Below are 13,101 nucleotides of genomic sequence, written 5' to 3'. Positions count from 1 at the left end.
GTGACCGAAGCCGAGGCGAAGCGCCCCCGGCCCTCACGGCCGTCGGCAGGCAAGTTCGCCGAGCGTCGCAAGGAACTGGCCCAGGCGGCGATCCAGACGCTGTCCGAGCTGGGCTACGCCCGCACCAGCCTCCGGGAGATCGCGCAGAACTCCGCGTTCTCCCACGGTGTCCTGCACTACTACTTCACGGACAAGGTCGACCTGATCACGTGCTGCGTCCGGGAGTACAAGGCGCAGTGCGTGCTCCGCTACGACCGGCTCGTGGTGGAGGCCGACTCACCTGAGGGGCTCGCCGGCCGGTTCGCCGACGGTCTCGTCGAGTCGGTGCGCGAGGAGAGCAAGCTGCACCGCCTCTGGTACGACCTGCGGGCGCAGGCGCTGTTCGAGGAGTCCTTCCGCGCCGACGTCCTCGAGATCGACGCCAGCATCGAGCGGATGGTCTGGCGGGTCGTCCACCGCTACGCCGAACTGCTGGGCGTGCGGCCCGCCATCACGTCGTCGTCGGCCTACACGATGTTCGACGGCGCCTTCCAGATGGCGTTGCTCCGGCATCTGTCCGGCAGGCCGGACGCCCTGGCCGACCTGCGCGCGTCCGCCCTGCTGATGCTCCGCAGCGCCGCTCCCGGGCCCGTCAGCTGATCGTCGCGAGTGCCCGGGGGGCCACCTCCACGCAGACGGGGGTGCCCGGGTCGAGTGCGATGACCTCGCCGTCGAGCTGCAGCGGGGTCGGCTTGAGCGTGGTGAAGCCGTAGCGCGTGGCGGTGGGCTGCGGACCCAGCCCGCGCGTCGCCGCCCTGATGGCGACGCCGAGGATCCGCCACTTCGCCGTGTGCGGCACCGTGATCACCTCGAACCGGCCGTCGTCGGGCCGTCCGCCCTCGCTGAGAGTGGCGAACTTGGCCATCTCGGAGATGTTGGCGAAGAGCAGGCTGTCGACGCTGCGGCGGCTCCCGTCCTCCAGTTCGATCGTGAAGGGGCGGAAGCGGGCGAAGGTCCGCACCACGGACACGATCTCCCGGATGGAGCCCTTGCCCCCCTTCTCCAGATCGACGGCGACGACCGGCGTCAGCCCGAGCCCGATGTAGGAGTGGGCGTAGTGCGTGCGCGCATCGGGGCCGGTGCCGATGGTCATGCGGAGCAGGTCGATGCGGTACGCCTCGCCTGCGACCACGGCGTCGGCGAGCGGGCGCTCCCGGATGGTCCGCCGATGGTCGTTGGCGTTGCCCGCCGCCATGACCGCGCAGACCACGTCGCGGTTGCCGGCCTGCATGACGCCGTCGACGACCTCGTTGTAACCGCCGTCCCCGCTGACGGAGACGATCAGCGGTCGGCCACCGGCCGCCGCCGCGTCGCGGGCCAGGTCGCGGCCGTGCCCGGCGTGCTGGGTGGGGCTCATCGTCACCGGCAGGTCCGGCAACCGCTCCGCCAGTTCGGCGCGAAGCTCCTCGGCGAGCTCGGGAGCCCGTCCCGTGCTGTTCGGGTTGAAGATCACGACCATCCGGTCGAACTTCTCGGGCCCGGTCATCGCAGCTGCCGCCAGACCGTGCGCAGCAGTCCGACCGCACCGGCCGTGACCAGGAGCGGGATGGGCAGGCAGCAGCCGCAGCCCCCGACCGAGACCTCCGACCCGCGGCGGGTCCTGGTCGAGTAGAAGGGCACCGGGCCCCAGAAGCCGAACCGGCCGCGCCTGCGCCTGCCGGGCACCGGGGGGTCCCCCTGGACGTACGGCCGGGGCACCACCCGGCCACCGGGCGCCCGGTCGCGCAAGTAGCGCCGGGCGAAAGGACCGAATCGATTCACACGGGCGTTGTACCCGCAGGTGGGGGAATTCATCCGGGCAGGGGTGTCCCGGTGTCAGGCGTCCGCCGGTGGGTTCAGCTTGCCGATCCGGATGGCGTTGCCGAACGGGTCGCGGATCCCGAAGTCGACGCCGTAGGGCTTCTCGGAGGGCTCGTCGGTGATCTCGACGCCGCGGGCCTTCAGCGTCTCGAAGGACTTCTGCGGGTCGTCGGTGCTGATGCACAGCCAGCCGCCCATCGCGCCCTTCGTGACCAGCTCGCGCACCTGGGCTGCCGTGGCCTCGTCCATCGCGGGGGGACCGGGCTTCTCCAGCAGGATCTGCCGCTCGGGGTCGCCGGGGACGTGGACGGTCAGCCAGCGCATGAAGCCCAGGTCCTGGTCGGCGTGGAGCTCGAGCCCGAGCTTGTTCACGTAGAAGTCGAGTGCCTCGTCCTGGTCGAGTACGACGATCGAGGACTGCGTGATGTTCTTCAGCATGTGCAGAAATCTAGGGCGCGGGCGGCGGCCGCTGCTTATCCGAAACTGCTCAGGCTCTCACCGCGGCCCGGCCGGGCGCAGCCACGCCTTCGCGAAGCAGGTCGGCACCGCGTCGGCCGGCGTGCCGCCGCGCTTGCGGTAGTCCGAGGGTGACTCGCCGACGATGTCGCGGAACGTCCGGCTGAACGTGCCCAGGCTCGTGAAGCCGACGTCCACGCAGATCTCGGTGACGCTGCGCCCGGACGTCCGCAGCAGGAACATCGCCCGCTCCACCCGGCGCCGTTGCAGGTAGCGGTGCGGCGTCTCGCCGAAGGTGGCCCGGAACGTCCGGCTGAAGTGCGCGGGTGAGACGAACGCGATCCGGGCGAGGGCAGGAACGTCGAGCGGCTCCGCGTAGGTGCGGTCCATCGCGTCCCGCGCGCGGAGCATCCGGCGGTTGCTGTCCTCGACCGCGCTGCGGGTTCCGGGCCGGGGCCCGCTGTCGGGGCCGGGGCGCGTCACGGAGGCAGGTTAGCCGCCGCCACCGGAGGAGAAGCGCTCCAGTGGCAGCTCCCGCTCCTGACCGGGTGCGAGCTCGACCGCCTGACCGTGCACGAGGAGGTGGACGGGGGTGGCGCCGCCCGGCCGGGCGCTGAGCCGGATGCGGTCCTCGGCCAGGTCGACGTCCACGCGCTGGCCGCGATAGTGGACGCTGAACCGCAGCTCCTTCACCTCCGGCGGCAGTGCGGGTTCGAAGCGGAGCACCGACCCGAGTGCCCGCATGCCGGTGAGGCACCGCAGCACGATGTCGACGGTCCCGGCCATCGCCCCGAGGTGGATGCCCTCGGCCGTGGTGCCGCCCTGGACGTCGCTGACGTCGCTCTCCAGTGCCTGCTGCAGGAACCGCCAGGCCTCCTCGGGGTGGTAGCGCGCCATCACCCAGGCGCTCACCACGCCACTGAGCGTGGAGCCGTGCGAGGTCCGGTCGAGGTGGTACTCCACGGTGCGGGTGAGCTGCTCGGCGCTCACCTCGTAGCCGAGGTTGTGCAGCAGCCCGCGCAGCTCGTCGCGGGAGAGCAGGAACAGCAGCATCAGGACATCGGCCTGCTTGGCGAGCTTGTAATGGTTGGTGCTGTCGCCCTCGGCCTCCAGCAGCCGGTCCAGCCGCTGGATGTTGCCGTAGCGCTCCCGGTAGCCCTCCCAGTCGAACTCGGGCAGGTCCTCGTAGCCCTCGAACTGGGTGAGCACCCCGTCGGCGTGGAAGACGACCTTCATCTTCTTGGTGATGTCCCGCCAGCGCTCCGGCTCCTCGTCCCGGATGCCGAGCTCCGCGACGAGCTCATCGCGGTAGTGCGGCGGCAGGACGTCGAGCGTCTCGAGCGCCCGCTGGAGCACCCACACCGCCATGACGTTGGTGTAGGTGTTGTTGCGCAGCCCCGGCTCGTCGGAGTCCGGGTATCCCTCGTGGTACTCGTCCGGCCCCACCACGCCGTGGATCTCGTAGCGGTCCTCGTCGGCGTCGTAGGTGGTGGCGCTGGCCCAGAACCGGGCGATCTCGATCAGCAGCTCAGCACCGGTGAAGCGCAGGAACCCCGTGCTCCCGGTGACCATGTAGTGCTGCCAGACGTTGTAGGCGATGGCGATGTTGACGTGCCGCTGGTTGTGCGAGTGGTCGGGGAGCCAGCGGCCCGACTTCGGGTTGAGGTGGACCTCCTGGGTCTCCTCGCGACCGGTGGCCCCGCTCTGCCACGGGAACATCGCGCCCTCGTACCCCGCGGCGCGGGCCGCGGCGCGGGCCGTGTCGAGCCGCTGGTAGCGGTACTGCAGCAGGGCCGCGGCCAGGCTCGGGCGCTCGAAGTTGAAGAACGGGAAGATGAACATCTCGTCCCAGAAGACGTGGCCCCGGTAGGCCTCCCCGTGCCAGCCCCGGGCCGGTACGCCGACGTCCAGGTGCTGCGTGTGCGGCGAGATGGTCTGCAGGAGATGGAAGATGTGCAGGTGCAGGACCGTCTCGGTCCACTCGTTGGCACTGTCGAGCTGGATGTCGAAGCGGTTCCAGAGGCTGTTCCACGCGCCCTCGTGCCGGGCCAGCAGCGCGGCGTAGTCCTCCGCCGTGGCGGCGGCCAGCCGGGCGTCGTCGCGGCTCTCGGAGATCCCGCGGTCCCGCGAGGTGTACAGCGCGACGATCTTCTCCACGGTCGCTGGCCGCCCCTCCTCGAGGTCGATGCCCAGCTCGTGGGCGACGTACCCGGGCTCCTCGACGAGCCGCCGGTCGACATCGTGGCGCTGTCCGTCGCGCAGCACCCGCGTGCGCGCGGCCACCGCGACCCGCACGTGCGACTGCAGCGTCTCGACCTGCAGGTCGACGGTCTCCGGGTCGACCTCACCGTGACCCAGCACCTGAAGGTGGCGACCGTTGAGGTCGCGGTAGCGCTTCACGCCCGAGTTGACGACCCGGCCGTCCAGCCCGGAGGAGACCTCGAGCCGGCCCGACCAGTTCTCCGCCGTGAACGTGGTCTCCAGCCCGGCGAGGTGCTCGTCCTTCATGCTCACGAACCGGCGCTGGGTCATGCTGGTCCGCCGTCCCTCGGCGTCCTGCCAGGTCATGTCCCGGGTCAGCACCCCCCGGCGGATGTCGAGCTCGAAGCGGTGTTCGGAGACGTCGGCGCGGCCGGCGTCGAACCACTGGCCGCCCTCGATCCGGAAGCGCAGCGGCAGCCAGTTCGGGACGTTGACCAGGTCCTCGTTCTCGACCATCCGCCCGGCGACCTCGGTCTCGGCCCGGTCGTACAGCCCCGCGACATAGGTGCCGGGGTAGTGCACGTCGTCGGCGTCCGACTCGGGCAGGGCGCCGCGCGTGACCAGGTAGCCGTTGCCCAGCGCGAGCAGCGCCTCCCGCAGGCCCTGCCGGGCGGGGTCGTAGCTGTCGTACCGGAGCCGCCACACGCTCGACGGCTGCTGCGTGCGCCGCTGCCGGATCTCGCCTGCGGCGCGCCGCTCCTCGACGTACCCGTGGCGCAAGGCTCGCCGGGAGACGTCGTCCAGCGTGGTGACGACGAGGTCGGCACCCGCTTCCAGGAGCATGTCCCGGTCGTCCAGCCGGGCCACCCCGAGCGCGGCCATCCCCGCCGCCTTGGCGGCCTGGATGCCGCTGGTCGCGTCCTCGGTGACGACGCAGTCGGCCGGGTCGACACCGAGTTCCTCCGCTGCGGTGAGGAAGATCGTCGGGTCCGGCTTCCCCTTCGGGAAGTCACGCCCGGAGATGTCGGCGTCGAAGAGCTGGGACAGTGTCATGCCCGGGTGGATGAAGTCGTGGTCGATCCGCTGCTCGGCGGCGAACAGGTCCAGGCGGATCCGGTCGAGGAACAGCTTGGCGTTCTTCGACGACGACGCGGCCGCCACCGGGACGCCCATCGCCTTCACGTCGAGGATGAAGCGCAGCGCGTCCGGGAACGCCATGAAGCGGCTCTGGTCGATCAGGATGATCACGTGCTCCTGCTTCGCATCCGCGTACTGCTGGATCCGCGCGTCGATGTCGGGCACGCCGAAGTGCTCCATCGCCGCCCGGGCGCCCGCCATGCGCGGCATCCCGGCCATCACCTGCTGGTAGACCGCCGGGGTGAAGCGTTCGGGAGTCCAGCTCGTCCGGTCCCGGATGTCGCTCCACTCGCCCTCCATCAACGACTTGAAGGCCTCGCGCCAGGCCAGCTCGTGCGGCGAGTCGACGAGCACGCCGTCGACGTCGAAGATCGCGCCGCTGAAGCCCGCGGTCCGGTTCATCGCCGTGCGGTTCATCGCTGTCTCCCTTGCTCGGGTGCGACCGGGGACGGCGCGGCGGGCTCGGGACCGGGTGGGGCGATCCCTCGTGAGCCGCCGAGCGGCGCCGTGACGGTCGTGGACGATCGCGCGGTGTCGGCGGCGGCGTCGACCTCGGTCCGCGTGGGCGGATCGGCGCCGGGCCGGGAGCAGGTGATCGCCGCGACGAGGGCCGCCGCACCCACGACGCTGAGGAGCGTGGACTCGTCGATCGCCGCGAGGGCAGCGCGCCGCGCGCCGCCGATCAGATCGGCTCGGCGAAGGCCGTCGAGCAGGCCGGAGGTGAAGGAGTCACCGGCCCCGACCGTGTCCACCAGGTCGATCGGCTGCGCCGGTCGCCGCAGTTCCAGGTTCGCCGTGACGGCGTAGACGCCCCGGCCACCGCGGGTCACGACGACGAGCGCCGGCCCTCGCCCGAGCCAGTCCCTGGCCACGTCCTCGTCCCGGCGGTCGGGGTAGAGCCACAGCAGGTCCTCGTCGCTGACCTTGACCACGTCGGACAGACCGACCAGACGCTCGATGCCGGGGCGCGCGTGGTGGGGTGAGCCGAGCAGCGCGGGCCGCACGTTGGGGTCGTAGGAGATCGTCGTCCGGCCCCGCCGCTGCTCCCGTTCCATGAGGTCCTCGACGTTCGTGCTGCCCGGTGTCAGGGCGGTCGCCAGCGAGCCGGTGTGCAGGCAGCGCGTCTCGATCGGGAGGGGCTCGAGCGTGTCGATGTCCCACTCGATGCGGAAGTCGTAGGTCGCGATCCCCGCGGCGAGGGTGGCGATCGCGAGGCTGGTGGAGGTGCCGTGGTTGGGGCCGCTCTCGACATGGACACCACTGGCCCGCAGATGCGCGGCGACCATCTCGCCCAGTGCGTCGCGGCCCAGCCGCGTCATGAGCGTCACCTCGTCCCCCAGCCGCGCCAGTCCGAGGGCCACGTTGGCCGGGCTCCCGCCGGGATGTGCGACGAGAGTGCGGCTGCCGCGCTGCCCGACCAGGTCCACGAGCGCTTCCCCGACGACGACGAACATCCGCTCCACTCCTCTCGACGAGAACCGGTGTACCGAGTGCGTCAGCCGGGACGCCTCACCTGGTCACGGCGCGACGCCCTCGTCCACGGCCATGTCCGGATGCCGGGTACTGCGGAGGTCGAACAGCGCGTAGCACGCCACCAGGGCCAGGCAGATCGCCGGGACGATGAAGGCGGGGGCGGCCCCGGCCGTGTCCATGATCCGGCCCTGGACCAGCGGGAGGAGGGCGCCGCCGAGGATGGCCATCACGAGACCCGCCGCGCCGAACTTGGTGTCCGGGCCCAGGCCGCGCAGCGCCACGCCGTAGATCGTCGGGAACATCAGGGACAGCGAGAGCGAGATCCCGACCACCGCGAGCAGACCCACCAGGTTCGGCGAGAGCACGGCGACGGCGGCGAATACCACGCCGAGCGCGCCCATGGCGAAGAGCAGCTTGGTCGGCCGGAAGATGCCGAGCAGGTAGGTCATCACGAACCGGGAGATCAGGAACAGGATCAGGCTGGCCTGCAGGTACCAGCCGGAGTTCGCGGTGCTGACGCCCACGACGTCCTGCGCGTACTGGATCGTGAACGTCCACGTGCAGACCTGGGCGCCGACGTTGAGGAACTGCGCGGCCACGCCGTAGCGGTAGTGCCGGTTGTGCCAGAGTCGGCCGAGCACTCCGGTCCGTTCGGTGTCCAACCCGAATTCGGCGTGTTCCTCGGGAACGGAGATCTTGCGGAAGGCGATGAGAATCCAGATCAGCAGGAGGACGCAGGCAATTCCGGTGTAGGGCCCGAGCACCAGCGACAGGTCCTGTTCCTGGGTCTGGCGCAGCTGCTCGGGCGACATCGACGTCTTCGCCGACTCCGGCGTGATCTGCGGGAGGATCAGGACCGCGCCGAGGAGCACCCCGACGTTCGCGCCGACCGGGTTGAACGACTGTGCGAGGTTCAGCCGCTGGGTGGCACTCTGCTCCGGGCCCATCGCGATCACGAACGGGTTGGCCGAGGTTTCCAGGATCGACAGTCCGGCCGCCAGCACGAACAGGGCGACGAGGAAGAACCCGTACGTGAGCAGAATGCTCGCCGGGATGAACATGAGCCCGCCGAGCGTGGCGCAGGCCAGCCCGGTGAGCACGCCTGCCTTGTATCCGAAGCGTCGGTTGATCAATGCGGCGGGGATGGCGAGTGAGAAGTAGGCGCCGTAGTACGCGAACTGCACCAGCGCCGACTCGAAGTTCGACATCGCGAAGATGTGGCGGAACACGCCCACGAGCACATCCGTGAGGTTGGCCGCCGACCCCCACGCCGCGAAGCAGAGGATGACCAGGATGAACGGAACCGTGAGGCCCGGGTAGACCAGCCGCGGCTTCCGCGCGTCCTCGTGCGGTTGGACCCGGGTGACCGAACCACGGGACATGAGATCACCCCTCGCAGACGCCGGACTGGTACCACCCGTGTGACGTGGGACACAGCTGGGCGAACCCTAGTCCGCACCCGTGCCGGATTCCACCGCAAGCACCACAAACTACGTTCCGTGTTCGCACCGACGAACCGGGTCGCAGTTCCGATGGCTACTTCTCGTCGAACAGCCGGAGGTCCGAGGGCTCGCGGAGCAGATCTTGCAGAATGATGTTGCCCTCCGTGTTGTAGGGCTGGCGCATGTGTTCGGCCCAGGCCGCGCGCGAGCGGAACATCTCCAGCATCACCCAGGATTGCGGGTCGTCATGGGGCTGCACCAGATGCATGAACACGCAACCGGGCTCGGTGAGCGTGTTCCGGCGCATGGACTGGAGCTGGGCCTCCGCTTCCGCCATCCGATCCAGCTTCGGTTTGATCGTCACCACCAGGAACAGTGGCCGGTCGGCTTCGCTCATGCGTGCATTCCTACACCCGTTCGGCCCCACGCCCCTTTCGGCGCACGCCCCTTTCGGGCGACGTCGAACCATTCTCACGTCGGGCGCGCAGCGGTACTGTTCGCGCGCCGATGTGGCGCCGTTCCACGTTGTCGCCGGCGCTGACGGCACAGGTCCGACACCTCCGGGAGGCGTCATGCACCGTTACCTCCTCGTCGCGAACCAGACGCTCGGCAGCGACGAGCTCGCCGACCTCGTCCGGGAGCGGGTCGCCGCAGGGCCCGCCGAGTTCTGGCTCGTCGTGCCGGCAACCCGCGTGAAGGACCTCTCGACGAGCGCCATGGCCGTGCCGATGCCGGTGATGGGTGGGGTCCCCGCGATCCCGGCGCCGCCGGAGGAGGCACGTCGGCTGGCGCAGCTGAAGCTCGACGCGGCGCTCAAGCAGCTGGCCGCCGCCGGTGCCACCGCGGGAGGTGAGGTGTGCGACCCCGACCCCATGCGCGCGGTCGAGGCGGTCGTGTCCGGCGGGGAGTTCGACGAGATCATCGTGTCGACGCTCCCGCCGCGGATGTCGCGCTGGCTGCACCAGGACCTGCCAGGGCGACTGGCCCGCAAGTTCGGTCTGCCGGTCACGCACGTCGCCACCCGGGACGTCTGAAAGATCGAGGTCGATCCCTCCGCTGGATAGTGTCTTCCCATGGCCAGCACCAGGGAGTGGTTCGAGTCGGTCGCCGAGGCGCAGCGCCGGGCGAGGAAGCGGCTCCCGAAGTCGGTCTACCTGGCACTCGTGGCCGGGTCCGAACAGGGCATCACGCTCGAGGACAACGTGCAGGCGTTCCGCGAGATCGGCTTCCGCCCGCACATCGCCGACCTCCCGCAGCAACGCGAGCAGGCCACCTCCGTGCTCGGCCAGGAGATCGCGTTCCCGGTGGTCATCTCCCCGACGGGAGTGCAGGCGGTGAGCCCGGAGGGCGAGGTGGCCGTGGCCCGCGCCGCCGCAGCGGCGGGCACGGCCATGGGTCTGAGCTCGTTCGCGAGCCGGTCCGTCGAGGACGTGGTGGCCGCCAACCCGCTGACGTTCTTCCAGACGTACTGGGTGGGTGACCGCGACCGAATCCTGCAGCGCACGGAACGCGCGCGGGCGGCCGGAGCGAAGGCGCTGATCGTCACCCTGGACTGGACGTTCGCCACGCGCCGCGACTGGGGCAGCCCACCCATCCCCGAGCGGCTCGACCTCAAGGCGTTGCTCCGGTTCGCCCCGGAGGGCATCGCCCGGCCCCGGTACCTGCTCGAATGGGCACGGCACCGCGCGCTGCCCGACCTCACCACGCCCAACATGGCGGCCCCCGGCGAGGACACGCCCACGTTCTTCGGGGCCTACGGCGAGTGGATGCAGACCCCGCTGCCGACCTGGGACGACATCGCGTGGCTGCGGGAGCAGTGGGGCGGCCCGTTCGCGGTGAAGGGGATCATGCACCCCGACGACGCCCGGCGCGCCGCCGACGCCGGTGCCACCGCGGTCAGTGTGTCCAACCACGGCGGCAACAACCTCGACGGCACCCCGGCGTCGATCCGCGCCCTGCCCGCCGTGGTCGACGCCGTCGGCGAGCAGGTGGAGGTCCTGCTCGACGGCGGCGTCCGGCGGGGCAGCGACGTGGTGAAGGCCCTCGCCCTCGGTGCCCGCGCCGTGCTGATCGGGCGCGCCTACCTGTGGGGGATGGCGGCGAACGGCGAGGCGGGGGTGGCCAACGTCCTGCAGATCCTGCGCAGCGGGATCGACGAGGCGCTGCTCGGGCTCGGCCGGGCCTCGGTGCACGACCTGCGGCCCGAGGACCTCATCGTGCCGCCGGACTTCACGCGGTTGCCCCAGAAGTAGCGGTGGCGGCCCGGTAGGAGCCGGGCACCAGCCGCAGGGTCACGCCGATGCGGTTCCAGGCGTTGATGGTGGCGATCGCGGTGACGAGTGCCGCGAGGGTCGGCGGGTCGTAGTGCGCGGCCGCCTCGGTCCAGACCTCCTCGCTCACGCCGTGCGCGTCGAGCCGGGTGGCCTCCTCGGTGAGAGCGAGGGCGGCCCGCTCGGCGGGGGTGAAGAACGGCGCCTCGCGCCACGTGACCACGGAGAAGAGCCGCTCGTCCGCCTCGCCTTCCGCCTTGAGGTCGTGGCTGTGCATGTCGACGCAGAAGGCGCAGCCGTTCATCTGGCTGGCGCGCAGCTTCACCAGGTGCAGCGTGGTCGGTGGCAGCGGGCTCGCCGCCAGGAACTTCTCGAGCCCGAACATCGCCTGGTAGGCCTCGGGCTGAATGGTGCTGATGTCCATGCGCGGGTGCATCGTCGTGCTCTCCTCGTTCTCGTCCGGTTGTCCTCGCACCGGATCAACCACCAGGACGGCGGGGAGGCCACGGATGTGACAGACGGCGGCCCGGATCCGGGTGGATCTGGCGAGCGTCGTGCCGCTGCCGAGCCGGGATCGGCGGCTAAGCTCGGTCAACTCGTGGGAAGGAACGACGAGAGTGATGCAGATCGGCGAGGTCGCCACGCGGGTGGGCTTGTCGCTGCGGACGATCCGGCACTGGGACGAGGTCGGGCTCGTCGTGCCATCGAAGCGTTCGGCAGGCGGCTTCCGCCTCTACACCGAGGCCGACATCGATCGGCTCGTGCTGGTCAAGACGCTCCGGCCGCTCGACTTCAGCCTCGAGCAGATGCGTGACCTGCTCGCCACCATGGATGCGCTGGAGGACGACCTCGGCGACGACCCCCGGATCACCGCCGAGCTGGCCGGACGGCTCGCCGTGTTCCGCGCCGCGGTCGACAGCCGGGTGGAGGCACTCCGGGCCCAGGTGCAGGGCCTGGAGATGCTGTCGCGAGACCTCCGCAGGCTGGCGGGGGAGAGCAGGCGTCAGATCTCCGACACGGGCTGACCCCACCCTCGGGGGATGGGGTCGGAGCCCGTCATCGCGACGTCAGCGGCCCATCGCCCTGGTCAGGAACCGGAACGCGGGGGTCGGCACCTCCGGGGCGAGCTCCACCGAGCAGGTGCGGGAGAGGATCTCCAGCGTGGCCGGGCAGGCGTCGGGCCCGTAGTCCACCTCGCGCCCTGCCCAGCCGTGCGGGTCGAACAGCGGGTGGTAGGAGCGCTTGGCCTGCACCGACTGCCAGTTGGTGTAGACGTGGCGGCCGCTGTCGATCAGCCGGCGTGCCCCCCGCAGCGCGCCGAACGTGCGGGCCCGCTCCGGGTCGTCGAAGGTCAGGGCGAGCCCGACGGCGTCCGACTCGTCGTGGTGCGGTGCCGTGGCCACCCCCCGCCAGGGTCCGGAGGCGATCCGGTCGAGCACCATCTGCCTGCGCTTGCGCCTGCGGTCCAGCTGCGCGTCGAGCGCGGCGAGCTGGGGGCGCAGCACCGCGGCCGAGAGCTCCGGCATGCGGTGGTTGACGCCGGGGAACAGGGCCTCGGTCTCGATCCAGCCGGGCCGCTCGTAGCTGCCCACGTCGTGGTGCATCGCGGCCCGCGCGTGGATGCGCCGGTCGTTGGTGACGACCGCGCCCCCCTCTCCGCAGGTGATGTTCTTGTGCTGGTTGAAGCTGAACGCCGCGACGTGCCCGATCGACCCGACCCGGCGGCCGTGGTGGCGCACGCCGATCGCCTGGCACGTGTCCTCGATCACCACGAGATCGTGCTCGGCGGCGACCTTCATGATCGCGTCCATGTCGCACACGAGGTTGAGCATGTGCACGGGGATCACCGCGCGGGTGTTCGGCGTGATCTTGCGGGCGAGGTCGGCCGGATCCATGGTCAGGCTCGCGTCGATCTCGACCAGCACCGGCACGGCGCCGACCGCCAGCGGTGCCGCCGCCGTGGCGACCCACGTGTAGGCCGGCACGAGCACCTCGTCGCCCGGCCCGATCCCGGCCCCGACCAGCGCTCCGATGAGCGCGCTCGTGCCGCTGTTCACCGCCAGCGCATGCTCGACCCCGAGCATCCGGCCCAGCTCACCCTCGAAGCGGGACGTCTCGGACGTGCCGCCCCCGCTGTACCGGGCCAGGTCGTTGCGGGCCAGCACCCGCACGGCAGCGCCCATCTCCCGAAATCGCATTGTCGTACCTCCGGGGCCCGAGTCTCCACGGAACCGGAAGCGGGGACGAAACCGGCCTTGCTCTACCCTCGGTGCACGTGTTGA

The 13,101-nt window shown here is 70.8% G+C and carries 14 protein-coding genes; 4 read left to right on the top strand and 10 right to left on the bottom strand.

All coding sequences use genetic code 11. The features are described from left to right. Complete coding sequence (locus AC5L35_RS25520) at positions 1 to 639, top strand: TetR/AcrR family transcriptional regulator (protein WP_495062223.1); 639 nt, start codon at positions 1 to 3, stop codon at positions 637 to 639. On the opposite strand, the gene AC5L35_RS25515 is transcribed toward AC5L35_RS25520, so the two are convergent. The 8 genes from AC5L35_RS25515 to AC5L35_RS25480 all read right to left on the bottom strand — a co-directional run bounded on the left by AC5L35_RS25515 (position 632) and on the right by AC5L35_RS25480 (position 8,946). Continuing rightward, the gene (locus AC5L35_RS25515) at positions 632 to 1,525 is read right to left on the bottom strand and encodes a diacylglycerol/lipid kinase family protein (protein ID WP_495062222.1); all 894 of its coding nucleotides are present in this window, start codon (positions 1,523 to 1,525) and stop codon (positions 632 to 634) included. The genes AC5L35_RS25520 and AC5L35_RS25515 overlap by 8 nt on opposite strands. Next, a complete protein-coding gene (locus AC5L35_RS25510; protein WP_495062221.1) occupies positions 1,522 to 1,800 on the bottom strand; it encodes a hypothetical protein in 279 nt (92 codons plus the stop codon). The genes AC5L35_RS25515 and AC5L35_RS25510 overlap by 4 nt, the downstream gene beginning before the upstream one ends. Before the next feature lie 54 nt (positions 1,801 to 1,854). Then, the gene (locus AC5L35_RS25505) at positions 1,855 to 2,277 is read right to left on the bottom strand and encodes a VOC family protein (RefSeq protein ID WP_495062220.1); all 423 of its coding nucleotides are present in this window, start codon (positions 2,275 to 2,277) and stop codon (positions 1,855 to 1,857) included. Positions 2,278 to 2,334: 57 nt separating this feature from the next. Continuing rightward, positions 2,335 to 2,706: a helix-turn-helix domain-containing protein gene (locus AC5L35_RS25500; protein WP_495062395.1), complete on the bottom strand. Its 372-nt coding sequence runs from the start codon at positions 2,704 to 2,706 to the stop codon at positions 2,335 to 2,337. An 81-nt stretch (positions 2,707 to 2,787) separates the two neighbouring features. Continuing rightward, positions 2,788 to 6,051: an HAD-IA family hydrolase gene (locus AC5L35_RS25495; protein ID WP_495062219.1), complete on the bottom strand. Its 3,264-nt coding sequence runs from the start codon at positions 6,049 to 6,051 to the stop codon at positions 2,788 to 2,790. After that, entirely contained in the window at positions 6,048 to 7,088 is a 1,041-nt protein-coding gene (locus AC5L35_RS25490) for a carbohydrate kinase family protein (protein ID WP_495062218.1), read from the bottom strand. Before AC5L35_RS25490 ends, AC5L35_RS25495 begins: the two co-directional genes overlap by 4 nt. A 63-nt stretch (positions 7,089 to 7,151) precedes the next feature. Beyond that, complete coding sequence (fucP, locus tag AC5L35_RS25485; RefSeq protein ID WP_495062217.1) at positions 7,152 to 8,489, bottom strand: L-fucose:H+ symporter permease; 1,338 nt, start codon at positions 8,487 to 8,489, stop codon at positions 7,152 to 7,154. A gap of 154 nt (positions 8,490 to 8,643) precedes the next feature. After that, on the bottom strand, positions 8,644 to 8,946 hold the full coding sequence (locus AC5L35_RS25480) for a putative quinol monooxygenase (protein WP_495062216.1): 303 nt from the start codon (positions 8,944 to 8,946) through the stop codon (positions 8,644 to 8,646). A gap of 175 nt (positions 8,947 to 9,121) precedes the next feature. On the opposite strand from AC5L35_RS25480, the gene AC5L35_RS25475 reads away from it, so the two are divergent. Beyond that, entirely contained in the window at positions 9,122 to 9,583 is a 462-nt protein-coding gene (locus AC5L35_RS25475; RefSeq protein ID WP_495062215.1) for a hypothetical protein, read from the top strand. A gap of 39 nt (positions 9,584 to 9,622) precedes the next feature. Further along, positions 9,623 to 10,801, top strand: a complete 1,179-nt coding sequence (gene mftD / locus AC5L35_RS25470; RefSeq protein WP_495062214.1) for a pre-mycofactocin synthase MftD — start codon at positions 9,623 to 9,625, stop codon at positions 10,799 to 10,801. Here mftD and AC5L35_RS25465 read toward each other — a convergent pair. Then, positions 10,779 to 11,294 (bottom strand): carboxymuconolactone decarboxylase family protein, encoded by a 516-nt coding sequence (locus tag AC5L35_RS25465; protein WP_495062213.1) that lies wholly within the window; start codon positions 11,292 to 11,294, stop codon positions 10,779 to 10,781. The two genes, mftD and AC5L35_RS25465, sit on opposite strands and share 23 nt — an antisense overlap. Positions 11,295 to 11,439: 145 nt before the next feature. On the opposite strand from AC5L35_RS25465, the gene AC5L35_RS25460 reads away from it, so the two are divergent. After that, on the top strand, positions 11,440 to 11,844 hold the full coding sequence (locus tag AC5L35_RS25460; protein WP_495062394.1) for a MerR family transcriptional regulator: 405 nt from the start codon (positions 11,440 to 11,442) through the stop codon (positions 11,842 to 11,844). A gap of 42 nt (positions 11,845 to 11,886) precedes the next feature. On the opposite strand, the gene AC5L35_RS25455 is transcribed toward AC5L35_RS25460, so the two are convergent. Then, positions 11,887 to 13,017 (bottom strand): DegT/DnrJ/EryC1/StrS family aminotransferase, encoded by a 1,131-nt coding sequence (locus tag AC5L35_RS25455; RefSeq protein ID WP_495062212.1) that lies wholly within the window; start codon positions 13,015 to 13,017, stop codon positions 11,887 to 11,889. Positions 13,018 to 13,101: the final 84 nt, after the last annotated feature.

This window comes from Pseudonocardia sp. OZ21 (assembly GCF_059359135.1).
Note: the sequence above shows the minus strand (reverse complement) of the source record. Positions and strands in the feature narration are given on the sequence as shown.

What these genes read in the sequence shown, in the direction of transcription:
- AC5L35_RS25460 (WP_495062394.1), top strand. Translation starts at nt 11,440, where the DNA reads ATGCAGATCGGCGAGGTCGCCACGCGGGTGGGCTTGTCGCTGCGGACG.
- AC5L35_RS25515 (WP_495062222.1), bottom strand. Translation starts at nt 1,525, where the DNA reads ATGACCGGGCCCGAGAAGTTCGACCGGATGGTCGTGATCTTCAACCCG.
- AC5L35_RS25455 (WP_495062212.1), bottom strand. Translation starts at nt 13,017, where the DNA reads ATGCGATTTCGGGAGATGGGCGCTGCCGTGCGGGTGCTGGCCCGCAAC.
- AC5L35_RS25495 (WP_495062219.1), bottom strand. Translation starts at nt 6,051, where the DNA reads ATGAACCGCACGGCGATGAACCGGACCGCGGGCTTCAGCGGCGCGATC.
- mftD (WP_495062214.1), top strand. Translation starts at nt 9,623, where the DNA reads ATGGCCAGCACCAGGGAGTGGTTCGAGTCGGTCGCCGAGGCGCAGCGC.
- AC5L35_RS25500 (WP_495062395.1), bottom strand. Translation starts at nt 2,706, where the DNA reads ATGCTCCGCGCGCGGGACGCGATGGACCGCACCTACGCGGAGCCGCTC.
- AC5L35_RS25475 (WP_495062215.1), top strand. Translation starts at nt 9,122, where the DNA reads ATGCACCGTTACCTCCTCGTCGCGAACCAGACGCTCGGCAGCGACGAG.
- AC5L35_RS25505 (WP_495062220.1), bottom strand. Translation starts at nt 2,277, where the DNA reads ATGCTGAAGAACATCACGCAGTCCTCGATCGTCGTACTCGACCAGGAC.
- AC5L35_RS25480 (WP_495062216.1), bottom strand. Translation starts at nt 8,946, where the DNA reads ATGAGCGAAGCCGACCGGCCACTGTTCCTGGTGGTGACGATCAAACCG.
- fucP (WP_495062217.1), bottom strand. Translation starts at nt 8,489, where the DNA reads ATGTCCCGTGGTTCGGTCACCCGGGTCCAACCGCACGAGGACGCGCGG.
- AC5L35_RS25490 (WP_495062218.1), bottom strand. Translation starts at nt 7,088, where the DNA reads ATGTTCGTCGTCGTCGGGGAAGCGCTCGTGGACCTGGTCGGGCAGCGC.